The 23,814-nt window shown below is 33.3% G+C and carries 20 protein-coding genes and 1 riboswitch; of the genes, 7 read left to right on the top strand and 13 right to left on the bottom strand.

What is annotated here, in order from left to right; translation table 11 throughout:
- Positions 1 to 46: 46 nt before the first annotated feature.
- The 6 genes from thiC to IR010_RS15210 all read right to left on the bottom strand — a co-directional run bounded on the left by thiC (position 47) and on the right by IR010_RS15210 (position 8,096).
- A complete protein-coding gene (gene thiC / locus IR010_RS15235) occupies positions 47 to 1,870 on the bottom strand; it encodes a phosphomethylpyrimidine synthase ThiC (protein ID WP_194605040.1) in 1,824 nt (607 codons plus the stop codon).
- Positions 1,871 to 1,993: 123 nt separating this feature from the next.
- Positions 1,994 to 2,200 (bottom strand): sulfur carrier protein ThiS, encoded by a 207-nt coding sequence (gene thiS / locus IR010_RS15230; RefSeq protein ID WP_194605037.1) that lies wholly within the window; start codon positions 2,198 to 2,200, stop codon positions 1,994 to 1,996.
- A gap of 65 nt (positions 2,201 to 2,265) precedes the next feature.
- A riboswitch (TPP riboswitch) is annotated at positions 2,266 to 2,362 on the bottom strand.
- Between the two features lie 78 nt (positions 2,363 to 2,440).
- A complete protein-coding gene (locus tag IR010_RS15225; protein WP_194605034.1) occupies positions 2,441 to 3,004 on the bottom strand; it encodes a DNA-3-methyladenine glycosylase I in 564 nt (187 codons plus the stop codon).
- Positions 3,004 to 3,681 carry a hypothetical protein gene (locus IR010_RS15220; protein ID WP_194605031.1) on the bottom strand — a complete coding sequence of 226 codons (678 nt, stop codon included), beginning with the start codon at positions 3,679 to 3,681 and terminating at the stop codon, positions 3,004 to 3,006. The genes IR010_RS15225 and IR010_RS15220 overlap by 1 nt, the downstream gene beginning before the upstream one ends.
- 15 nt (positions 3,682 to 3,696) lie before the next feature.
- Complete coding sequence (locus tag IR010_RS15215) at positions 3,697 to 4,359, bottom strand: queuosine precursor transporter (protein WP_029271943.1); 663 nt, start codon at positions 4,357 to 4,359, stop codon at positions 3,697 to 3,699.
- 56 nt (positions 4,360 to 4,415) lie between these two features.
- The gene (locus IR010_RS15210; protein ID WP_194605028.1) at positions 4,416 to 8,096 is read right to left on the bottom strand and encodes a TraB/GumN family protein; all 3,681 of its coding nucleotides are present in this window, start codon (positions 8,094 to 8,096) and stop codon (positions 4,416 to 4,418) included.
- 246 nt (positions 8,097 to 8,342) lie between these two features.
- Here IR010_RS15210 and IR010_RS15205 point away from each other — a divergent pair, with 246 nt between their 5' ends.
- Positions 8,343 to 10,463 carry a M3 family metallopeptidase gene (locus IR010_RS15205; RefSeq protein ID WP_029271945.1) on the top strand — a complete coding sequence of 707 codons (2,121 nt, stop codon included), beginning with the start codon at positions 8,343 to 8,345 and terminating at the stop codon, positions 10,461 to 10,463.
- A gap of 74 nt (positions 10,464 to 10,537) precedes the next feature.
- Here the strand turns inward: IR010_RS15205 and tsf are convergent, their stop codons facing one another.
- The 6 genes from tsf to IR010_RS15175 all read right to left on the bottom strand — a co-directional run bounded on the left by tsf (position 10,538) and on the right by IR010_RS15175 (position 15,221).
- Positions 10,538 to 11,500, bottom strand: a complete 963-nt coding sequence (gene tsf, locus IR010_RS15200; RefSeq protein ID WP_029271946.1) for a translation elongation factor Ts — start codon at positions 11,498 to 11,500, stop codon at positions 10,538 to 10,540.
- Positions 11,501 to 11,635: 135 nt separating this feature from the next.
- Entirely contained in the window at positions 11,636 to 12,424 is a 789-nt protein-coding gene (rpsB, locus tag IR010_RS15195) for a 30S ribosomal protein S2 (protein ID WP_194605025.1), read from the bottom strand.
- Between the two features lie 176 nt (positions 12,425 to 12,600).
- Positions 12,601 to 12,987, bottom strand: coding sequence for a 30S ribosomal protein S9 (rpsI, locus tag IR010_RS15190; protein WP_007808909.1), 387 nt, complete (start codon positions 12,985 to 12,987; stop codon positions 12,601 to 12,603).
- A complete protein-coding gene (rplM, locus tag IR010_RS15185) occupies positions 12,987 to 13,442 on the bottom strand; it encodes a 50S ribosomal protein L13 (protein WP_026983738.1) in 456 nt (151 codons plus the stop codon). Before rplM ends, rpsI begins: the two co-directional genes overlap by 1 nt.
- A gap of 193 nt (positions 13,443 to 13,635) precedes the next feature.
- Entirely contained in the window at positions 13,636 to 14,448 is an 813-nt protein-coding gene (locus IR010_RS15180) for a ferritin-like domain-containing protein (protein WP_029271948.1), read from the bottom strand.
- 26 nt (positions 14,449 to 14,474) lie between these two features.
- Positions 14,475 to 15,221 (bottom strand): ferritin-like domain-containing protein, encoded by a 747-nt coding sequence (locus IR010_RS15175; protein ID WP_029271949.1) that lies wholly within the window; start codon positions 15,219 to 15,221, stop codon positions 14,475 to 14,477.
- A 193-nt stretch (positions 15,222 to 15,414) separates the two neighbouring features.
- On the opposite strand from IR010_RS15175, the gene IR010_RS15170 reads away from it, so the two are divergent.
- Positions 15,415 to 16,440 (top strand): LacI family DNA-binding transcriptional regulator, encoded by a 1,026-nt coding sequence (locus IR010_RS15170; RefSeq protein WP_029271950.1) that lies wholly within the window; start codon positions 15,415 to 15,417, stop codon positions 16,438 to 16,440.
- Between the two features lie 90 nt (positions 16,441 to 16,530).
- Here the strand turns inward: IR010_RS15170 and polA are convergent, their stop codons facing one another.
- A complete protein-coding gene (gene polA, locus IR010_RS15165) occupies positions 16,531 to 19,368 on the bottom strand; it encodes a DNA polymerase I (protein ID WP_194605022.1) in 2,838 nt (945 codons plus the stop codon).
- Between the two features lie 298 nt (positions 19,369 to 19,666).
- Here polA and IR010_RS15160 point away from each other — a divergent pair, with 298 nt between their 5' ends.
- The 5 genes from IR010_RS15160 to IR010_RS15140 all read left to right on the top strand — a co-directional run bounded on the left by IR010_RS15160 (position 19,667) and on the right by IR010_RS15140 (position 23,806).
- Complete coding sequence (locus IR010_RS15160) at positions 19,667 to 19,888, top strand: hypothetical protein (protein WP_194568249.1); 222 nt, start codon at positions 19,667 to 19,669, stop codon at positions 19,886 to 19,888.
- Positions 19,889 to 20,074: 186 nt separating this feature from the next.
- Positions 20,075 to 20,749: a response regulator transcription factor gene (locus IR010_RS15155; protein WP_029271953.1), complete on the top strand. Its 675-nt coding sequence runs from the start codon at positions 20,075 to 20,077 to the stop codon at positions 20,747 to 20,749.
- A gap of 10 nt (positions 20,750 to 20,759) precedes the next feature.
- Positions 20,760 to 22,097 (top strand): HAMP domain-containing sensor histidine kinase, encoded by a 1,338-nt coding sequence (locus IR010_RS15150; protein ID WP_317174475.1) that lies wholly within the window; start codon positions 20,760 to 20,762, stop codon positions 22,095 to 22,097.
- A gap of 106 nt (positions 22,098 to 22,203) precedes the next feature.
- Entirely contained in the window at positions 22,204 to 22,392 is a 189-nt protein-coding gene (locus IR010_RS15145; RefSeq protein WP_029271955.1) for a hypothetical protein, read from the top strand.
- Positions 22,393 to 22,570: 178 nt separating this feature from the next.
- Positions 22,571 to 23,806, top strand: coding sequence for a metallophosphoesterase (locus tag IR010_RS15140; protein ID WP_029271956.1), 1,236 nt, complete (start codon positions 22,571 to 22,573; stop codon positions 23,804 to 23,806).
- The last annotated feature ends 8 nt before the right edge of the window (positions 23,807 to 23,814 follow it).

Below are 23,814 nucleotides of genomic sequence, written 5' to 3'. Positions count from 1 at the left end.
TTGACTAAAAAATCTTAATACTTAATACAATAGTCTTGATTCTATCTTAAATATAAATCTCTTTCCCCTGTTCAATAAATTCTTCTGATTTCTCCTGCATTCCTTTTTCTGCGGCAGCGACATCTCTGATTTCCTGAGATATTTTCATAGAGCAGAATTTCGGTCCGCACATTGAACAGAAATGAGCCACTTTTGCACCGTCTGCGGGAAGGGTTTCGTCGTGAAATTCTCTGGCCGTATCCGGATCTAAAGCCAAATTAAACTGGTCTTCCCAGCGGAATTCAAAACGAGCTTTACTCAATGCATTGTCACGATATTGTGCTCCTGGATGGCCTTTCGCTAAATCGGCGGCGTGAGCAGAAATTTTATAAGTAATCACACCATCTTTAACATCTTTTTTATTCGGTAAACCCAAATGTTCTTTTGGTGTTACATAACACAACATCGCACAACCATACCAGCCAATCATTGCGGCGCCAATTGCCGATGTAATGTGATCGTAACCTGGTGCAATATCGGTTGTTAAGGGACCTAAAGTATAAAATGGCGCTTCATGGCAATGTTCTAATTGTTTGTCCATATTTTCCTTAATCATATGCATTGGTACGTGTCCGGGACCTTCAATAAAAACTTGTACATCATGTTTCCAAGCAATTTTGGTCAATTCGCCTAAAGTTTCCAATTCGGCAAACTGCGCAGCGTCGTTTGCGTCAGCAATACAACCTGGACGTAAACCATCGCCTAAAGAAAAAGCAACATCATATTGTTTCATGATTTCGCAGATTTCTTCAAAATGCGTGTACAAGAAATTTTCTTTATGATGAAATAAACACCATTTTGCCATAATCGAACCACCGCGCGAAACGATTCCGGTAACGCGATTGGCGGTTAAATGAATGTAACGAAGCAATACTCCCGCATGAATTGTAAAATACGAAACGCCTTGTTCTGCCTGTTCAATTAAAGTATCACGGAAAATTTCCCAAGTTAAATCTTCGGCAACTCCTTTTACTTTTTCCAATGCCTGATAAATCGGAACGGTACCAATTGGAACAGGCGAATTACGAATGATCCATTCTCTCGTTTCGTGAATATTTTTTCCAGTCGATAAATCCATAATCGTGTCAGCGCCCCAGCGACATGCCCAAACGGCTTTTTCAACTTCTTCTTCAATGCTTGAAGTCACGGCACTGTTCCCGATATTGGCATTTATTTTAACCAAGAAATTTCGTCCCACGATCATTGGTTCGCTTTCTGGATGGTTGATGTTGTTTGGAATTATGGCTCTTCCGCAGGCAACTTCAGATCGCACAAATTCAGGAGTAATTTTACTTTTAGGAGTATTGGCTCCAAAACTGTGACCGCTGTGCTGACATTGCATGGCTTTGGTTTGTTCGTTCAAAAGTTCAATTCGCTGGTTTTCACGAATCGCGATGTATTCCATTTCCGGCGTAATGATTCCTTGTTTAGCGTAATACAATTGCGTTACATTTGCACCTTTTTTAGCTCTTTTTGGCTGATGTAAATATTCAAATCGAAGATGATTCAGGCTTTCATCTTTCAATCGGCTCTGACCGTAATCAGATGTTATTTTGCTTAAAATTTCAACATCATTTCGCTCGAGAATCCAACTTTCGCGCAAGCGTGGCAATCCTTTTCTAATGTCAATTTCAATATTAGGATCAGTATAAGGACCAGAAGTATCATAAACTGTCACGGGAGGATTTTTTTCAATTCCGCCGTTAGAAAGTTTGGTGTCACTCAAAGCAATTTCGCGCATTGCTACTTTTATGGGATGAATTTCTCCGTTTATATAAACTTTTGTAGAATTTGGAAACGGGGTTCTGGATATTTGTTCTTCTGTAGTCATGAGTTTTTTTGTTTCAGGTTTTAAGTTTCAGGTTGATGTAGATTGTGTATGTAGAGGCGCACTGCAGTGCGTCTACGTCCAGTATTAATTGGAATTTTGGTTTTTAAAATTTGAAATTTATTTCTAACCTCCCTGTGTAGCAGAAATAATTAAAATTTCGTCAGTTTCTTGTACGAGGAATTCGTTCCATTTAATTTTTGGAACAACGGTATTGTTAATAGCAACGGCAATTCCATTTTGTTTGTGCGGAATTTCGAGATCGAGCAATGATTGAACGCTTAGCGATTCAGCATTGAATTTTTTGATTTGTTGGTTGATTTTTAGTTCCATTCCTTTTGAGATTAGTATATAGTTATACTTTAGGAATGGCTACAAGAACGCATAAAAATGCGCGCAGAAGTCATCTTACTTTTCCCTACGCTAGTATGAACTAGATCAGGTTCAGAGGGTAAAATCTCAGCCTACAAGTTGTAGACACCCCTAAAGTGTGAAGCAAATATAGGTAATTTTTGTTTACAAGTTTCAGGTTTCAAGTTTCAGGTTTAAAAAAAAACTGAAAACTGCGACTGATTACTGAGTTCTTGTCCAGCAATCTTCGGCGTGATCATTGACCATTCCGGTGGCTTGCATGTGTGCGTATATGACAGTTGAACCGACAAATTTAAAACCTCTTTTTTTTAAATCTTTACTAATTTCATCAGAAAGCGGTGTAGTTGCTGGAACGTCTTTTGAAGTTTTGGGGTTGTTTATTATGGGTTTTCCGTTAGTAAATTTCCAGATGTAATCAGAAAAGCTTCCAAATTCTTCCTCAACTTTCATAAACGCCTGAGCGTTTGAAACGGCAGCTTTGATTTTAAGTTTGTTGCGAATGATTCCGGTATTCTGCATTAATTCTTCAATTTTATCTTCAGAATAATTTGCAATTTTTTTATAGTCGAAATGATCAAAGGCAGTTCTGAAATTTTCTCTTTTGTTTAAAATTGTAATCCAGCTTAATCCAGCCTGGAAGGTTTCTAAAATTAAAAATTCAAACAAGGTAGGATCATCATAAACTGGAACGCCCCATTCTTCATCATGGTATTTTTTATATAAATCGCTGGAGGTACACCAGCCGCATCGTATTAAATTGTCCATCATTTTCCAATTTGCCAGCTGTAGCCCTTAACACTCGGAATATAAGCAGAACGGCCAACTATAATTAAATTATTATAGATTTTTTTGTCATATTTAATGCCAATTGCAGTGCCAGAAGTATATAATTTATTGGCTTTGAAAGTGATTTTCATAAAGCCGTCTTTGAATTTTGCATCAGATAATTTCTCTACAAGCCAAGTCGAATGCCATTTTACAGCAATTTCGTCTTCTGCAGTTTTTGTAATGCTTTTTACCAATTTAACTGCTTCTTCAGGAATTTCGAAGTTTTGAGTTAATTGCTTTTGAGTTAAAGTCTGACCTACTTTGCTGCCATACAATATTTTGCGCAAATTGACAAAAGTCATTAAAGTTTTGTTTGCCTCTTTGCTTACATCTAATTTTTGACGTTCTGTTGTAATCTGCGGACTTTGAATTTGAGGTTTGATGTCAATTTCTTCCTTAACTGCGAAAATAGATTTTTTATCTGTTTTAGATTTTTTTCTAAGATTTTGAGTAATCGCAACAGTGTCTATGGATGCTGTTTTTGTTATTTTTTCAGAAATGGGTTTTATTGTACTGACACGCAATACCTTTTTTTTAGGTGGTTTTTTCTCGTCGCTGCCACAGCTAAAAAAGATAGAGGTTATTGAGAGCAATATAATAATGCTGTTTTTCATCTAAACAAGATAAGATTAATTTTCGTTAGGAGGATCTTCTTCTAAATATTTTTTTATCAAATGATGTCCTGCGTAAATCAACGGCGTTAATAAAACCGCTATAGATAATTTAAAGGTATACCCAATCAATGCTGAAGAAAGAAAGGTGTCAAAATCAATTTTTCCAGGGAGCCAGAACGCAACTCCAAGGACAATAAAAGAGTCAAATAATTGTGAAATTACGGTTGATCCGGTCGTTCTAAGCCATATTTTTTTGTCTCCCGTTTTGTTTTTAAAGAACCAAAAAATGCTCACATCAATAAGCTGCGAAACCATAAATGCAATTATACTTCCAACAATAATCCACATACTTTGTCCAAAAACGGCTTGAAATTGTTCGTCATTTACAGGACTTATTCCTTTTGCTGCAGGAATTGCTATTGCCATAAAAAGTATGATAAAAGCATATGCAATTAAACATGCAGTAATAAATGAAAGTTTTCTAACACCTTTTTCTCCAAAATATTCATTAATTAAATCGGTTGTTAAAAAAACTACTGGCCAAGGCAAAATTCCGATACTCATTACAAATGGCCCAATCTGAATAAGCTTTCCCCCAATAAGTTCTGCTACAACCGCATTTGTAATAAAGATACCTGCCAGAATTACAAAAACAATTTCTTTTTTGGTTTTAAACATAAATAGTAACTATAGTTTCGTTTTCTTCAAAGTTAAATATTTTACTTAAAATAAATTTAATATTCTTCATCAATAACGATTTCATCATCTGCTTTTTCTTTCTCAAAACTTGCTCTCAGATGTTCTCCATTCAAAAATTCACTTACAATCAAATTGTATTTCTTTTCTAAATCTTCATCTTCATTGATCATCTTTATATCTATTACATTAAAAGCCAGCGGATTTATTTTGCCATTTTCAGTTATAAAACCAATGGTATAAAGTTGGTTTTTACTATCGCTAATTTCTTTTGTTTTCTTTTTTATTTTATAAAAGTAAAGTGAAATATCATGTCCGTTTTTTTGAACAATTTTCTTTTTCAGTAAAGTAATAGAATCTTTTTTAGTAAGAAATTGAAAATTTATTGCGGCTGCTTTTGCAATTTCATCGTCATTAAATGTGATAAATTCTTTTTTATTCTGATTTAAAAGCAGATTTATAGTTGCAAATTGTGTTTGAGGATCATTCAAAAATTCATTTATTTCTGATGATGTCAATTGGTTGTGTGTAATTCCTAATCTTGCCAATTCGATATTCAGCTCTAAAATATCAAGGTTTTTTATTTTTCTTAAAACTTCTTTTACGGCATTATCATCATCAAAATTATACAGCAATGTGGTGTAATTAATTAAATCTGATACAGATTCTCCACTATCCATATAAGTGGCCATGGTTTCTTCGTCGTTTTCAATTTCTTCGTTTGCTTTATTTTTTTGATTCCAGCTTAGAACTCTTTTGTATTCCAGTTTAGCGTTTGTCAGAATTATTTTTTTAAAAACTTTTAATTTTTTAGCAGAGATTAATTTTTGTTCTAATAGCGAATTGCAAAAATTAAGAATAGGTTTGTGAAATTCTTTAATGCTGTAATATTGAAAAATTTCAGGAAATAATTCTTTGCTGTTTTCAGCATCTTTTTCAAAAGCAAAAAACAGCATTGTTATTTCATACTGATTATCTGAAATAGGGAGATCATAATCTAATAATTCATTTATTTTTTTATACGCAGTTTTTGATTTTTGATTTGAAAGTGCTTTTAAGATACTTATTTGAACCTCTGTTTTAATAAATTCTTTTTTATAATAATTTTCTAAAAACGGAATCACTCTTTCATCCTTCATTTCTCCTATTTTTTCTAAAAGAGAACTTATCGCAGCCGTTTCGTTTTCTTTAAAATTAAAAGTGTTTATGAAGCTCGTAACGATTTCAAAATCATTAGCTGTAAAATCAAGATTATTGATAGATTTTAAGGCAGAATAACGAATTGTATCGCTTTTGCTGGTTGCATCTTCAATAAACAGTTTGATTTTATCTTCAGAAATGTCTGTGTTTTTGTTTGAAGCCAAAGCCAAAGAATTAAAGGCTTTTTCAATAAAAGCATCTTCGTTTTTATAGTTTTTTTCAACCAATGTACTCAATACATAATATGCATTGTTTTTATATAAAACTTTATATTTAACAGCTTGAGTTGCATTTGGTTTAGAAACTGTTGCATCTATGGTGTAGCTGTTGTTTTCTTTGTTGAAAGTGGTGTTTTCATTTAAAAATTCATAACTGTTTTTTTTGTCAGACATTATTTCATACCAAAGCGATTCTGAAAACCCTTTTTTCGAATACAATTTTGCATTGTATAAAGAAGTCGAAGAACCCATATCAAAATCCTCTTCTTCATATCTATTGGCTGTAAAATCTTCGCTGACTTGTTTTAAAAATTCTTTTTTCAGTTTAGTTTCGATAGAATCAATAGGCAAGTTGCGTTCATATTTAGGGTATTTATAATATTCTAAACTAATTTTTCGTGCTGTTTCAGAATTAAAAGGCTGATATTTACTGTTAGCAATAAAAGCATTTTTAGATTGATATTCCTTTGATTTTAAGTTTAAAAATAGATTTTCATTTCCCTTTTCAGGAATATCTATTTTATAGTTTGCAATAGAATCTGTAAAAGTTCTCGATTTAGATCTGTAATTAAGAGGAACAGTTAAAAATGATTTAAAATATCGATTAGTATTTGCTTCAGATGCATTTACAGTTCCAAGCAAATAGTATTTATTGCCGGCGATGATTGTTTTTAATTTCATATTTCGATCTCCAATTTTAGAAGAAGAAATAAAAGAATTTTCGGTTTTATTATATTGAGTGGCAGTCGAATCTTGGTCTTGCTGTAAGTAAAATTGATAATGAATTTGTTTTTGTTCGTATTCTGAGTTTTCAAGCGTTTGAGTGTCGTTCAGCGTTTTTTCTCTTAAAAAATAATAACTTTTCTCTTGATTATCATAAGCTTGAATGTCAATATTAGTTCCTTTTTCGGCACTATTTCCAAAGACAAGGTTGAAAGATGGAATTTCAACTTCAAAACCTCCCTTTATAGGTTTTACTTTCTCCCAGTCATTTTTAAAAGGTTTTATTTTAATGTTTTCAAAAACTTCATTTTCATATTGGCGCACATAATTTGCCGGGCCCGTCATCGCTATCGAAATGATTTCTAGTGGCGTAATATAAAATTTAGAATGTTGGCTGTTTCCCGTTTTTGTAATGTTTTTTATATCATAACCTGAATAATTGGCTTGTTCAAAGTATTTTTTTTCGATGATATCACCGGCAATCTTTTCAAAAAATAAACTGTCTAATGATTTAGCATTATAAGTAATATCTTTTGTTTTTAAGAAAAAGTTTAGCGGCATTCTTTTAATTGTAATGGCGCCTCCATTGGTGAAATCGGGCGATCCTAAACTTTCATTTTCTTCAATTGTGGTTTTGTACAAGGGCAGTTGCAGCATTTTATCTTTAGTCGATGTAACATTGAAATTAGGATTTGGGAAATAAGACTCTATTGTTTTTTTCTGATTTTTTCCGTTTTCTGTAAAGGTGTCAATTATGGGTTTAACCGTATATCCTTTTTGTCTCAAAAGTTCAATGATTCCTTCATTTCCGCCAAGATGCGCTGCTCCAACAGCCGAAAATAAGCTTCCGGTTTTGGCAATAGAATCAATACTTTTTGCCATTATTTTATTGCGGTTTACAATAAGTGCATCGTGAGCTTTTTTAGAAAACATTAATTTATAGATAGAATCAAGCATGACAATATCTTTTTCTCTGTAATATTCTTTAAGAACTTCCGTCGGATTTCTGTTCTTCAAAATTTTCATCAGCGGCACTTTGTTTTCGTCTTTTGGTTTTGCATCATCATCCATAATGTTGAGTATGGAAAGCATCGATTCTTTAGCATTTTCTAGTCCGGCAATTTTCTTTTTATATTTTTTTCCGGTTTGAAATATAAACATGTCCAGAACAGTATTTTCTTGAAAATCGGCTTGATCTCCTTCAGCTCCAGACAACATATTTCTAAAATACTTAGCATTGTCATTATTGAAAATAGTTTTAATATTTTCTTTGGTTGTTGGAAATAAGTAGAACTCTGTATAAAACTTTGGGTAATTTTTATAATCATTATTTTTCATCAAATCATTCAATTCTCCCCAGGTTTCCGGATTACTTTCATTAGCCACAATATCTGATTCAAGCAGTTTTTTAAAGAATAAATCTGATAAATGAAAAGAGACTTTTTCATTAACATGCATGGTTCCGTACAAGTAAGAATTTTTGGCTAAACCGTTTCCAGATATTTCCCAAAATAAGCTTTTGTTTTGTGCATGAATGAATGAAGTGATTAATAATGAGATATAAAGTAATTTTTTCAAGAGAGAAATTTTAATGGTTTTGGTAAACAAATATAGAATAGATTGATATCATTTCGTTTATGAATTTAAATTTTCTGTGTTTTATTATAAAGGATTTTCTTAAAAAAGAAGAAGAACCTTTTAAATATTATGATGCAGTTTCTGTTTCTGTTTTTTTATGATTAGCAGATTTGCTTTTGATTCGTAATTTTTCGGTACTTTTGGAAGTAAGAACAAGTTCTATTATTTAAAATCAAATTAATGAGAATGAAAAAATTAATGTCAATTTTTATCATGGGTACAACCTTTTTTGCGGCCAACGCACAATCCAATTCTGATAATCCTCTGCTTAAAAAATGGACAGGTCCTTACGGAGGAGTTCCTGCTTTTAATGAGTATAAAGTTTCAGATTTTAAACCTGCAATTGAGTTTGCTATTCAGGAAAAACTAAACGAAATCGATGCTATTGCTAATAATCCGAAAGCACCAACTTTTGATAATACTATTGCAGCTTTAGAACGTTCTGGAGAAACTATGGAGCGAGTTTCTACTGTTTATGGAATCTACAGATCAAATTTAAGCAGTCCAGAATTTAGTGCTATTGACAGAGAAATGTCGCCTAAATTTTCTGAGTTTAGTGATAAAATTAATCAGAATAAAAAATTATTTACAAGAGTTGAAACACTTTACAATTCTAAGGAAAGTAAAAAATTAACAAGTGAACAACAGCGTTTAATCTGGTTGTATTATACGAATCTTGTTCGTCAGGGAGCAAAATTAAACGATCAGGATAAAGAGAAAGTAGCAGCTGTAAATAAGGAGCTAGCAACACTTTTTACTCGTTTTAGCCAAAATTTATTAGCCGAAGAGCAAAATCAATATGTAGCACTAAAAACAGAAGCTGATTTTGATGGTTTGCCAAATGAAGTTAAAAATGCCGCTATAGCTGAAGCCAAACAAAGAAAAATTGATGCGTTAGGATGTATCGCAAATACGCGTTCTTCAATTGAGCCGTTTTTAACTTTTTCTACTCGCAGAGATTTAAGAGAAAAAGCATTCGATATTTTCGTAAAAAGAGGAGATAACGGAAACGCTAACGATAATAATGCAACTTTGGTTTCTATTTTAGAATTAAGAACTCAAAAAGCAAAATTACTTGGTTTCCCGACTTTTGCTCACTGGAGTTTATCAAATAAAATGGCAAAGGATCCTCAAAAAACATTGGATTTGATGATGTCGGTTTGGGAGCCTGCAGTAGAAAAAGTACATGAAGATGTTGCTGAAATGCAAAAGATAGTAGATGCTGAAGGAGGAAAATTTAAAATCCAGCCTTGGGATTATCGTTATTATGCTGAAAAAGTTAGAAAAGCAAAATACGATTTAGATCAAAATGAGGTTAAGCCTTATTTGCAGTTAGAAAACTTACGTGAAGGAATGTTTTGGGTTGCCGGTGAATTATTCAATTTAAGTTTCAAACAAATTACTGATGTTCCGGTTTATCACCCCGATGTTCGTGTTTGGGAAGTAAGCAATAAAGTTACAGGAAAAACAGTTGGTTTATGGTATTTTGATCCTTATGCGCGTGCAGGGAAACGTTCTGGCGCTTGGATGAATGCGTATCGTAATCAGCAAAAATTAGATGGGGATGTACTTACAATTGTATCGAATAACTGTAATTTTATAAAAGGAACTGCAAACGAACCAATTTTAATTTCTTGGGAAGATGCATCAACTTTATTTCATGAATTCGGACATGCGCTTCACGGCTTATGCTCAAATGTTACATATCCAAGTTTAGCAGGAACATCCGTAGCTAGAGATTATGTTGAGTTTCCATCTCAATTGTTAGAGCACTGGCTTGCAACTCCAGAAGTACTAAACAAATTTGCTTTACATTATAAAACAGGTCAGCCATTGCCTAAGGCTTTAGTAGACAGAATTGAAAGAGCAGCTAATTTTGGTGAAGGCTTTTCTACTGTAGAGACAATTTCAAGCTCTTTAGTAGATATGAAACTGCATTTGGCTACAACAACTATTGATCCTCATAAATTTGAAAAAGAAACGTTAGATGCGCTTCATATGCCGTCTGAAATTGTAATGCGTCACCGTATTCCACAATTTGGGCATATTTTTTCAGGGGATGGATATTCAGCAGGATATTATAGTTATTTATGGGCAGACGTTATCAATGCAGATGCTTGGGAAGCTTTTACAGAAGGAAAAGGCCCTTATGACAAAGCAGTCGCAAAAAGACTTTATGATAGTGTATTTAGTGTAGGAAATACTATTGATCAAGAAAAAGCATACGAAAACTTTAGAGGAAGAGCTCCTAAGTCTGATGCTTTAATGCGTGCAAGAAATTTTCCAATCGTAGAGAAGAAAAAATAAGAACTAGAATAGATTAAATAAAAAAGCCCGAATATCTAAATATTCGGGCTTTTTATATTGAAAAAAATAATATATTAACCTAAAGTAACTCTTTTGAAACCTGTAATTTCAACATTGAATCCTTTAACATAATCACCAACTTTTTTACTGTCATCTTTGATGAAGTTTTGATCTAATAACGCTTTCTCTTGATCTAAAGTAGTATTGTCAGAGATAAAACGTTGCACTTTTCCAGGAATAATTTTGTCCCAAATTTGTTCTGGTTTACCTTCAGCTTTTAATTCAGCTTTAGCATCTTCTTCAGCTTGTTTTAAAACTTCTTCAGTCAATTGAGAGTAAGAAATATATTTAGGAACATTTTTTAAAGTTTTTCCTAAACGTTTTGCCTCTTCATTGTCTTTTTCGATTACAGCAATACGAGCAGCAAGTTCAGATTCAACGAAAGCAGGATCAAAATCTTTGTAAGATAATGTATCAGCTCCCATAGAAGCAACTTGCATAGAAACATCTTTAGTTAAAACGTCAGCGTTAGGAATTGCAGCAGAAATTGCAGTCAATGCAGCAATTTTGTTAACGTGAACATAAGATCCAACGAAAGCACCTTCTAAAATTTCAAAACCACCGATTTCGATTTTTTCACCGATAACACCAGTTTGCTCAATTAATTTTTCAGCAACAGTAATTCCGTTAAAATCTGACGCTAAAAATTCTTCTTTAGAAGAGAAGTTAATAGCTCTTTCAACTAATTCTTTAGCTAAAGTTACGAAAGCTTCATTTTTACCTACGAAATCTGTTTCACAGTTTAAAGTAATGATAGCTCCTTTAGTTTTGTCAGCATTCACGAAAGAAACAGCAGCTCCTTCAGAAGACTCACGGTCAGAACGGTTAGCAGCAACTTTTTGTCCTTTTTCTCTAAGGTTTTGTATAGCTTTATCGAAATCTCCATCAGCTTCAACTAAAGCTTTTTTACAGTCCATCATTCCGGCACCTGTAGTTTGTCTTAATTTATTTACGTCTGCAGCAGTAATTGTTGCCATAATATTTTGAATTTTAATGTTAAAAGTAAAAATTCCAGCTTTTAAATCCCAAAGTCCAATTTTAATAAATTATCAACATTATGTTTTTAATTATTCTTGGATTTTGGAATTTAAAATTTGGAATTTAAATTTGATTTATTCTTCAGTTGCAGGAGCAGCAGCTTCAACAGCCGGTGCAGCTTCAACAGCTGGAGCAGCAGTTTCTTCTGTTGCAGTCTCAGTTTCTTTTTCAGAACCTCTGTCAGAAAGACCTTCGATTACAGCAGCAGTTACTAAAGATAAAATTTTGTCAATTGATTTAGAAGCATCATCATTTGCAGGAATAACGTAATCAACCTCTCTTGGGTCAGAATTCGTATCAACCATTGCGAAAACTGGAATGTTTAATTTTTGTGCTTCTTTTATTGCGATGTGTTCAGCTTTGATATCTACTACGAACAATGCAGCTGGTAGTCTAGACATGTCAGCGATTGAACCTAAGTTTTTCTCTAATTTAGCACGTAGACGATCAACTTGCAAACGCTCTTTTTTAGATAACGTCATGAAAGTACCATCTTTCTTCATTTTATCAATAGAAGACATTTTTTTAACTGCCTTTCTGATAGTTACAAAGTTAGTTAGCATTCCACCAGGCCATCTTTCAGTGATGTAAGGCATGTTTGCAGCTTTTGCTTTATCAGCAACGATGTCTTTTGCTTGTTTTTTGGTAGCTACGAATAAAATTTTTCTACCTGATGCAGCGATTTTTTTCAAAGCTTCATTAGCCTCTTCGATTTTTGCTGCAGTTTTATATAGATTGATAATGTGAATACCATTACGCTCCATATAAATGTAAGGGGCCATGTTTGGATCCCATTTTCTAGTCATGTGTCCGAAGTGAACACCTGCTTCTAGTAAGTCTTTTACTTCTATTTTGTTTGCCATTTTTGTACTAGTTTACGTTCTGTTGATTAGCAATGTATAAATGGCGGTTTCCCAGGCTTTATACATTTAGATGCTAAACTATATCCTACCTCGATAGGAGAGCAACAACAACTGTGTTTTTTAATTTCAATAAATAATTGATGATGTCTTGTACCATATGCACAAGACAGGTAATATTAACGTTTAGAGAATTGGAATCTCTTACGAGCTTTCTTCTGACCGAATTTCTTACGTTCAACCATTCTTGGATCTCTTGTTAATAAACCTTCTGGTTTTAAGATAGCTCTGTTTTCAGCATTTACTTCACACATAACGCGTGCTAATGCCATTCTTACAGCTTCTGCTTGACCAGTTGAACCACCTCCGTAAACGTTTACTTTAACGTCAAAGTTGTTTACATTTTCTGTCATAGACATTGGTTGTAAAACTTTGTATTGTAAAGTTGCAGTTGGAAAGTAAGTTGCGAATTCTTTTTTGTTTACAGTGATTTTTCCTGTTCCTTCAGAAACATATACACGTGCAACAGCGGTTTTTCTTCTACCGATTTTGTGAATAACTCCCATTACTTAAGATCGTTTAGGTTAACAGTTCTAGGTTTTTGAGCTCCGTGAGTATGCTCAGCACCTACAACAACATTTAGATTTCTAAAAAGTTCAGCTCCTAATTTGTTTTTAGGCAACATTCCTTTTACAGCTTTTTCTACTAATAATGCAGGGTTTTTAGATTGCAATACTTTAGCAGTTAAAGTTCTTTGTCCTCCTGGGTAACCTGTATGACGCATGTAAATTTTGTCATTCATCTTTGTACCTGTAAGGTTAATTTTTTCTGAGTTGATAACAATTACGTTATCTCCACAGTCAACATGCGGTGTGTAACTTGGTTTGTACTTACCTCTTAAGATCATCGCAACCTTTGAAGCAAGACGACCTAAGTTATGCCCTTCAGCATCAACAACAATCCACTCTTTAGTTACAGTGGCTTTGCTAGCTGAAATTGTCTTGTAGCTTAATGCGTCCATAATATTATTTTAATTAAACATTCCATCCCCAATAAAGGGGATGCAAAAGTACAATTAATTATTTTAAAACCAAATACCTGAAAAGAATATTTTATCTGCTGAAAATCAGCACATCAGTTTTATATTTAAATCAATAAAAAAAAACCACCTTCACAATAACGCGAAGGTGGTTCAATTATTTAGAATTTATTTACTAAACAATAAATAAATTAGCAATATCGACCACTTGTTGTGTTGTAAGTGGCTCATCATAAGCTTCAGAGCCTGCCGAAGCTCCAAATAAGGCAGCAGTGTTATATCCAGCCTGAACTGTAACTCCTTCGCCAGCATATACAGCTTGTGTTGCAGCCGGCATTCCTGCACCTCTTTCGTCATTAGAGATCCATCCTTTTAAGGTACGAAGTCGTCTCACTTCTGAAGCGTGACGTGCTTCTACAGAATGAATTTGTAATGCGGCTGTTAATAAATCTGGTGTTGAGATTAAATTTGCAGCCTGACCTTTGTATGCTCTTACTCCTGTATCTTCAAAAGCTTGTGCCAATGCCAGGAAAGTTGGATAATCATGAAAAGGATCAAATGCTCCTCCAACGGTAAAATCAAAAGTAGGTTTTGCAACGAAGTTTGCACTCGCAGTTCCGCCTAATCCTGCAATTAAAAACTTAACATGATTTGATTCGTGTGCTGCTATTTGCTGGAAAACTTTTAAATCACGCCCGCCATTTTCAGAAGCAGGAATTACTCCAGAATCTAATGCCATTGCGTAAAATTCGTTTTCTAGATATTCTAAAGTCAATGCAAACTGCAAAGCTCCAATTGGAGTTGCCGGTGTTGCAGTAATGTCTTTTGCAAATACTTTGTTTGCAAAAGTCGATAGTCCAAAAGGAATAGAGGCATAAGCCAAAGTCTTTCCAATATTTCCAAACTGATTAAAACTGTCTCTTCTAGATCCAGTGCTTCTCATTAAGCTATCATCAGTAAATGTTTCTATAAATTTTAAAATATTCATAATTTCTAAGTTTTAGCTAGTTAAGATTAAGGTAAATATTTGGCAGTAAATTTTGTAGTAATAAATCCTCCGGCAATAGGTAAAATTTTAGAAGGATCTTTAGCAACATCTAATCCGGTTGATGTACTTATAATATCATCACCAGCAAAATCTTTAGAATTAGGATTTATCAAACTTCTTATTGCTGAAGCGTGTCTTGCTTCTACAGAAACAATTTTTCCAGCTAATAATAAATAGTCAGCACTTTTAATTAATTTTCCTGCTCCGTTATAAGCAGCAACTCCTGTGTCTTCTAACGCTTTTGCAGTTGCAAGAACTTCAGTACGGCTGTTAAAGTTTAGAGAACCATAATTAAATGCTAAGGAAGGAAGTAATTGTGAGCTTGGATCTGGAAGAGCTCCAGTCAAAGCTGCTTTAAAAAAATCTCTGTGAATTACTTCATGGTGATATAAATCTGTCAGTACTTGACGTTCTATATCATTAAATGTAGTGTTGAAACTTGAAGAGTTTACAACTTTAGTATAAAAGTCAGCTTCGAGTTGTTCTAGAGCATAAGCGTACGTTAAAACGCCAAAATCTCCTGAGCCTAAATCAAACACTCCGTTCTTTATGCCGGGCAGGGTATTATCCTGCATATCATCTTCATTATCATTGTCGCTGCAGCCAGCTAACACCAAACCTGCGCTAACTAATGTCAATCCGCTGAGCTTAAGAAAGCTCCTTCTGTTATTCAATGAAGGATCCACTTCATGAATTTTAACTTCGTTTTTCATAATCAAGGTCTTTTAAAAGGTTAATAACATGTATTAAGGTATTAACGAGATTTTTGTAAGAGCGGTTTTAAAAAATCCATCTTTTTTATTTTTATTTCGAAAAGACCTTGTATTTTGAAATAGTAATAGCTGTTTTTTGTTTTATTTTCGGTAATTCTACTATATTTGTATTAATTACATAAACTTTTATTAGATGAAAGCTAAAGCAACTCTAAAACAAATTGCGAAAGAACTAGGTGTTTCTGTGTCTACAGTGTCTAAGGCATTGAATGACAGTCCTGAGATTAGTGAGCAAACGAAGGTGAAGATTAAAGAGTATGCCAAACTCAAAAATTATAAGCCGAATGTTATTGGTCTGAATTTGAAAAATCGCAAAACCAAAACAATCGGTGTAATTATACCTAATATATTGAACTCCTTTTTTGCTAAGGTGTTTAGCGGTATCGAAAAAGTAGCCGATAAAAAAGGATATAATGTAATTACTTGTATTTCGAACGAATCTTTAGAAAAAGAAATTCATACACTTGAAATGTTGAGCAACGGAACTATTGATGGATTTATTCTTTCTGTTTCAGAAGAAGCTCAAAAATTACAGGATTACAGCCATTTTTCTGCTATTATTAATGACGGAACGCCAATCGTAATGTTTGATCGTATTGCAGATGAAGTAGAATGTGACAAAGTTGTAGTAGACGATTTTGATTCTGCCTTAAACTCAACACAGCATTTAATTAATTTAGGATGTAAAAATATTGCCTTGATTTCCTCAGTTGATAATTTAAGTGTCGGAAAATTGAGAGCGGATGGATATTTGAAAGCTTTAAAAGACAATAATATCCCGGTAAACGAAAAAATAATTCTTCGTACCGATTCTGAAGATGACATGAAAGCTAAAATTGATGCTATTTTCGACAACAAAATTGATGCTATTTTTGCTTTGGATGAAAATGATTCAGTTGCTGCTTTAAGAGTGAGTTTGAAAAAAGGGTACAAAGTGCCAGAAGATATTTCGATAATAGGTTTTGCTGACGGAATTTTAGCTTCAAGACGCTTATCGCCAAGTTTAACAACAATTAGCCAGCACGGAATTGAAATTGGAGAAGTTGCAGCAAAACAATTAATCAAACGATTGGAAGAATCAGAAGAAGAAACTTCAGATTACGAAACCATCGTGATTAAAACAAAATTGAAAGAACGAGAATCGACAAGAAAAGTTTAGATAAATAAAAAAAACCATCAGTTTCAGCTGATGGTTTTTTTTATGATTTAATATTAATTTTGCAAAACCTGATTAAGGAATCTAAAATTATTAATGCGCCGCCAGCCAATCACTGCCCATGCCAAGTTCAACATCTAAGGGTACGCTCATCATAAAAGCATTTTCCATTTCGTGTTTTATCATTGGCTGGATTTTTTCTAATTCGTCATTGTGTACATCAAACACAAGCTCATCATGAACTTGAAGCAGCATTTTAGATTTCCAGTTTTCTTCTTTTAATTTTTTGTGGATGTTGATCATCGCAATTTTAATCACATCTGCAGCACTTCCTTGAATTGGCGCATTTACAGCATTTCGTTCAGCAGCACTTCTAACAACGGCATTTGCCGAATTAATGTCTTTTAAATATCGGCGACGGCCTAAAATCGTTTGCACATAACCTTTTTCGCGTGCAAACTCAATTTGTTCATTAATATAAGATCGTAATCTTGGGTAAGTTTTATAATAAGCTTCGATCAATGCTGCACTTTCGCCACGTGACAATGAGGTCTGATTACTCAATCCGAAAGCAGAGACACCATATATAATTCCGAAGTTTACTGTTTTGGCATTGCTCCTTTGTTCACGGGAAACTTCTTCCAGCGGAACATTAAAAACTTTTGATGCAGTAGCTTTGTGAATATCTTCTCCGTCTTGAAACGCTTTGATCATATTTTCTTCTCCGCTTAAAGCGGCAATGATTCTTAATTCAATTTGCGAGTAATCGGCAGAAATTAAAGTATGATTTTCATCGCGGGCAACAAAAGCTTTACGGATCTGACGGCCTCTTTCAGTACGAATCGGGATATTTTGTAAGTTCGGATTATTAGAACTCAAACGCCCTGTTGCAGCAACAGTCTGCATATAATCGGTATGAACTCTTAATGTTTTTTTGTCTACCTGTTCTGGCAAAGCCAAAATATAAGTGCTTTGTAATTTTACCATCTGACGCCAATCGAGGATTTCTTTCACAATCGGATTGTCATTTGCTAAATACGTCAAAACTTCTTCACCTGTTGCATATTGACCCGTTTTGGTTTTCTTTTGCTTTGCGCCGCCAATTTTAAGTTTGTCGAATAAAATATCTCCAAGCTGTTTCGGCGAAGCCAAATTAAATTTCTCTCCTGCAGTTTCGTATATTTTTTGTTCCAAAGATTTAATCTCCACTTCCATTTCTTTGGACATGGCACTTAAGAATTCAACATCTAAACGAATTCCCTCCGTTTCCATATCTGCCAAAACGCTGACTAACGGAATTTCGATTTCATCAAATAACTTTTTAGTTTCAGTTTTATCTAATTCTGCCGTGAAAATTTCTTTTAATTGAAAAGTAACATCAGCATCTTCTGCAGCATATTCTTTAATATCTTCAAGCGCTACATCGCGCATTGTAATTTGATTTTTCCCTTTTTTGCCAATTAAAGTTTCAATTGATTTTGGAGAATATTTCAAATACGTTTCTGCTAAAATATCCATATTATGGCGCATATCTGGATTAATCAAATAATGCGCAATCATGGTGTCAAAAAGTTTTCCTTTTACGCTAATGCCATAATTAGAAAGAATTTTTAGATCGTATTTTAAGTTTTGGCCAATTTTCTCAATATTTTCATCTTCAAAGAAAGGTCTGAATTTTTCAATTAAAACTTGTGCTTCTTCCTGGCTTTCCGGAAACGGAACATAAAAACCTTTTCCTTTTTCATAAGAGAAAGAAATTCCAACTAATTCAGCATGCAAAGCATCTAAGCCAGTCGTTTCGGTATCAAAGCAAACAGAAGTTTGTTTTTGCAAATTCTGCAAAAGCAATTTAATTCCTAAATCGCCTTCAATAGCTTGATAGGAGTGGGGTGTGTCTTCTAGCGTATTATAAAATGAAGCTCTTTCCTGATTTTCATCTGTAGTTGCACCTCCTCCAAATAAATCAAATTGATCGTCGTTTTTAGGCTGTGGTTTTTTATATAATTTGGCTTCGTCGCCTTTATTTGCTAATTCATTTCCGCCACCAATTTTAAACAAGTTGTCAAATTGTTCTGCCATTCTTCTAAATTCCAATTCCTGAAAAATAGCATCTGTTTTTTCAATATCTGGGCGTGACAGCTCGTAATCGTTTTCATTGAAAACAACATCACAATCACAAATAATCGTCGCCAGTTTTTTAGATAAAATGCCCTTGTCTTTATTGGCTTCAATATTTTCTTTCATTTTCCCTTTCAGCAAATGCGTATTGTCTAAAAGGTTTTCCATTGTGCCAAATTCTTTCAGGAACTTTTTAGCAGTAACTTCTCCAACTCCTGGTAATCCCGGAATATTATCAACAGCGTCACCCATCATTCCAAGAAAATCAATTACTTGTTCTGGTCTTTCGATTTCGAATTTTGCCAAAACTTCAGGAACGCCCCAAATTTCTATTCCGTTACCCATTCGGGCAGGTTTATACATGAAAATATTTTCAGAAACTAATTGTGCAAAATCCTTATCTGGCGTAACCATAAAGACTTTGTAGTTTTCTTTTTCAGCTTGTTTTGCGATGGTTCCAATTAAATCATCGGCTTCACAACCTGCCATTTCGATAATTGGAATATGCATAGCTCTCAATAAATCCTGAATGTACGGAATCGCAATTTTAATTGCTTCTGGTGTAGCATCACGATTGGCTTTATAGTCAGAAAACATTTCGGTTCTTACTTGGCTTCCTTCTTTGTCAAAAGCTACCGCTAAATGATCTGGTTTTTCACGTTTAATAACATCTAAAAGCGAATTCATGAATCCCATGATCGCTGATGTATCCATTCCTTTTGAATTAATTCGAGGGTTTTTTATGAAGGCATAATAACCGCGAAATATTAATGCGTACGCATCGAGAAGAAAAAGACGTTTTTGAGTTGACATAAAAAAAATATTAGTCTGTAAAAATAGACAATTGAGTTCTCAAAAAATAAACTAAAAAGATTTTTTTTTAATCATATAAGTTATATATGTTCATTTAATAGCGACATGCTGTTGTGCATCTTGATTGAAGATGTTGACAAAGTTGAATGAACATATATAATTTATATGGTAGAAAAAAGCTAAACCGTTAAGGTCTCGTTAAAATATGTATGTTGAAGGTTTTCTTCATTTTCTCTTCATTTTCCAGGGGTACATTTGATCTATAAAATAAAAGGTATTAATTTAAATTTTAGAAATCATGAGAAATTTATTAATGTTATTAGTAGCAGTTTTAGGAACAAGTGCAATGGTTAGTGCGTTTCCTGCAAAAGAAGTAAAAGTTGGTCCAGCAAAAGAGGTAAAAGAACTTCCTGCGAAAGAAGTAAAAGCGACAAAACATCCTAGAAACAAAGCTGACAAAAAAGCAAAATCAGAAAAAAATCAAGCTCCAAAAACAGAAACTGCAAAAGCAAAAAAATAAGAATTGTTTTTGTTTTGTTTTCAAAGCATTATAAAGGAAACAAAACAGGAATAATGGTTATGGAGAATGCGGTTGGAGAAAGCTGATGAAGAAATTTGTCAGCTTTTTTTATTCGTTAATTTTTTAATAATGCGTAACCGAGCTTTTTATAATTGCTTAAATTTAGTTGCGCTAAAACGCTTTTTTATGAATATTTTGATCGTTGAAGATAATAAAGAACTTGCAGTAGAAGTTTACGATTTTTTGTGCAATACAGGCTATGTGTGCAAAATTGCGCATACTTGCAGTGATGCACTCGAAGAAGTGGGCAGTAATGATTATGATGCAATGCTGTTGGATTTAGGTTTGCCCGACGGCGATGGTTTTGATGTATTGAAAACCGTTCGAAAAACACAATCGAAAATGGCTGTAATTGTTCTTACGGCACGCGGTGAATTAGATGACAGAATAAACGGTCTGCATTTAGGTGCTGATGATTATTTGACTAAACCATTTGCGCTTACAGAACTTAGTGCGCGATTATTTGCTGTTATACGTAGAATTCATGGTTTTACTTTGAATAATTTAAGCATTCACGGATTTTTATTGCAGCTTCAGGATTATAAAGTAAGTTATGACGAAATTCCAATCAGTCTTACCAAAAAAGAATTTGATATTTTTCAGTATTTGGTTTTGAATAAAAACCGTGTTATTACAAGACTGCAATTAACAGAGCATATTTGGGGAGATATTCTAGAAGTCAACTCCGATTCTAATTTTATTGATGTTCATGTTCGAAATCTTCGAAAAAAATTAGACAAACATACTGCTATAGATTGGTTTGAAACCGTTAGAAATGTGGGTTATCGTATTAACGAATAAATAAAGTATTGTGAAAATAAAACATCAACTCGCTATTTTTAATGCACTGACAAGACTTTTGGTCATTTTGATTTTATGGCTGATGTTGCCCATTTTAGTCGAAAATGTTGTATACAGACACATTAATAATGGATTAGTTGAAAAAAAGAAAAAATTTATTGATCATCTGAATCAAGATGAGATTAATGATTTTATCCAAAACTCAGATGATTCTACCGAAACCTATTCGCAGTTTTCTACGTTGCACAGTGAATTTTTGGTGCTTTCAAGACTTCCGGTAAAACCCAATCAAAAAAAAACCACTTTTAGTAATGACAACCGAATTATTGAAGGCGAAGAAAATGAATATCGAATTTTGCAATATCATTTCACCTACGAAAATCAAGGTTATCAGTTAGAAATAGGAAGCAGTTTAAGCGAAGTAAACGACCTTACTTTTATTATAAGATTTTTTATTATTATTGTTTTGGTTGTTATTCTCTTGGTTACATTTTTGGCAGATACATTTTACATCGAATATTTGCTCAAGCCTTTTTATAAAATTATTGATACCAAAATTAGGCGCGTTAACGAACCAGAAGCTTTTGATCATACGCCCATAAATGCAAAATCCAGAGATTTTAGAGAACTTGATTTGGTTTTAAATCAAATGATGGATCGTATTGCAGAGCTTTTTAAAAAAGAAAAACAATTTATCTCAAACGTTTCTCATGAACTATTAACGCCAATTGCATTATTAAAAAATAAATTTGAAAACTTATTACAGAATGATTCTTTAGATGATAATGCTTTTGATAAAATCGCAAGCTCACTAAAAACATTAGATATGCTGAAGAAAATCATCAATAACTTATTGTTGATTTCAAGAATCGAAAACAACCAATATGCAGCAAATGAAAATATTAATTTTCATGAAATTATAACTGATCTGCAAGAAGATCTTCAAGATAGAATAGATGACAGAGAAATTGAGTTCTCAAATAATATCCAGCATAATTTTGCTTTTACAGGAAATAAAACCTTATTTCATATTTTGATTTATAATTTGGTAACCAACGCTATAAAATATAATAAGCCAAACGGAAGTATTATAGTTGCAGATGGATTTTGGAATGACAGGTATTTTATTTCAATATCCGATTCTGGTCTCGGGATGACGGAATCTCAAATCGAAAAAATATTTAACAGGTTTGCCAGAATTAGTTCAGATCAGGATGGTCAGGGTTTAGGACTCGCGATTGCTGAGAGTATTGCTTCTTTTCATCATATTGAAATTAAGGTTGATTCTATAATAAGCGAAGGAACAACTTTCCGATTATTATTTCCAGAGACATCAAAACACAATTAAAAGTTAATTTTTTCAGATTGATTTAATCTTCATCTTGTCTTCATTTACTGATTATATCTTTGAGGTATAATAAATGAAATAATATTAATCAATAAATCTACAAATCATGAAAAAATTAGTAATGTTAGCAATCGCTGTTCTAGGAACAACTGCTATGGTAAATGCGCAAACAACTCCAGCTCAAACAACTCCAGCAAAAGAAGCAAAAGCTCCTAAGAAAGACAAAAAAGCAGACAAAAAAGCTAAAAAAGCAGAGGCAAAAGCAGAAACTGCTAAGCCAGAAGTTAAAAAATAATACAGCATAGTTTGTTTAGGCAAACTTAATTATGGATTATAAAAGGTTTTAAAAAATTTGGTAGAGAAAAAGCTGGTAGAGAAATCTATCAGCTTTTTGCTATTATTTGAGTTAAATTTTTGATAATAAAAAGCTATAAAATTTTCATTCTTTGTTACTTTGCTTAAAACTGTAAATAATGATCATTCGTTTTATAATTCTTTGTGCTCTTTTTCTATTTATTGAGTTCTATTCTTATCAAGCTTTTCGAACTTTAATCAAGTTAAGATGGGTTTTGATCAGTTACCAAGTTATAAGTTTACTTATTTTAATCTTTATAATTTATTCTTTTTCGCAAATTGATCGTTCAGTTGGACAGACCAGACAATTCATGTTTACAACAGGATTGATGCTGTTGGTTTATGTGCCGAAAATTGTAATTACGCTTATTTTATTTGGAGAAGATATTTTTAGAATAGGGGCAAGTATCTTAAATTATTTTATTTATAATACTCCCAGAAAAGAAATGATGCCGGACCGAAGAAGATTTATTAGTCAAATCGCATTGGGATTGGCGGCAGTGCCTTTTTTGTCTTTGATTTATGGGATTTTTGAAGGGAAATATAATTTTAAAGTCATCAAGCAAACTGTTTTCTTTCCTGATTTGCCAGATGCTTTTGATGGGTTTAGAATCACTCAAATTTCTGATGTTCACAGTGGCAGTTTTGATAATCCAGAAAAGATAAATTACGCTATCGACTTGATCAATAAACAAGAAGCAGACATGATTTTGTTTACCGGGGATATTGTAAACACACATGCAAAAGAAATGCATCCTTGGCTGGAAACATTTAATAGAATTAAAGATTATAAATACGGAAAGTTCTCCGTTTTAGGAAATCATGACTACGGAGAATACGTTACATGGCCTTCTGAAAAACAAAAAGACGAGAATTTTCAAGATATTAAGAAGCTATACGGTCAAATTGGATTTAAGCTTTTGCTGAACGAACATACTTATATTCAAAAAGGCGATGATAAAATAGCTTTGATTGGAGTAGAGAATTGGGGCGTAAACTTCAAGAAAGCTGGTGATTTGAATAAAGCTTCGCAAAATGTTGCTCAGGACGATTTTAAAGTCTTAATGAGTCACGATCCAAGTCATTGGGATGCTGAGATTAAAGATCATCCTAAAAACTTTCATTTGACTTTAGCGGGCCATACGCACGGGATGCAGTTTGGAATTGAAATTCCAGGCTATTTTAAATGGAGTTTGGCACAATACATTTACAAGCAATGGGCTGGATTGTATGAAACTGCAGGCCGATATGTGTATGTAAACCGAGGCTTTGGTTTTCATGCTTATCCTGGCCGAGTTGGTATTATGCCAGAAATTACAGTCATTGAACTAAAAAAAGGCAACAATGTGGCTTAATTCGTTAA

The sequence above is a fragment of the Flavobacterium sp. MR2016-29 genome (genome assembly GCF_015350695.1).
In the GTDB taxonomy this organism is placed as follows: Bacteria; Bacteroidota; Bacteroidia; order Flavobacteriales; family Flavobacteriaceae; genus Flavobacterium.
Note: the sequence above shows the minus strand (reverse complement) of the source record. Positions and strands in the feature narration are given on the sequence as shown.